The 462-nt window shown below is 49.1% G+C and carries 1 pseudogene; it reads right to left on the bottom strand.

From position 1 onward, the window contains the following. Positions 1-462: pseudogene (locus RVS70_RS22340) on the bottom strand (excinuclease ABC subunit UvrA); the annotation flags it as partial.

Genomic DNA, 462 nt, shown 5'->3' on the forward strand with positions numbered 1-462 from the left:
AACGTCCATCCGGCTTTATTCTTTCAGGAGGCAATGGGATAAACTTTTTCCCTGATAAATAGCTGCCAGTTAATGAGTTTGGATCTTCCATCACGTCTTCCGGCGTACCTGCAGATGTCACCTGTCCGCCGTGAATGCCGGCACCCGGTCCAATATCTATTAATTAATCCGCTGCCATCATCGTGTCCTCATCATGTTCGACAACAATCAGTGTGTTCCCGAGGTCTCTCATATTTTTCAGTGCGCTGATCAAGCGGTCGTTATCACGCTGATGCAGACCGATAGACGGTTCATCTAAAATATAAAGCACACCGGATAAGCGCGAGCCAATTTAAGTCGCCAGCCTGATGCGCTGTGCCTCTCCACCGGACAGCGTTCCCGCTGCCCTGCTCAATGTCAGGTAATCGAGGCCGACTTTATCCAGAAAGCTTAAGCGCTCCACAATTTCGCGCAAAATCAAAT

It is taken from the genome of Virgibacillus sp. M23 (genome assembly GCF_034190895.1).
Classification (GTDB): domain Bacteria; phylum Bacillota; class Bacilli; order Bacillales; family Amphibacillaceae; genus Virgibacillus; species Virgibacillus salarius.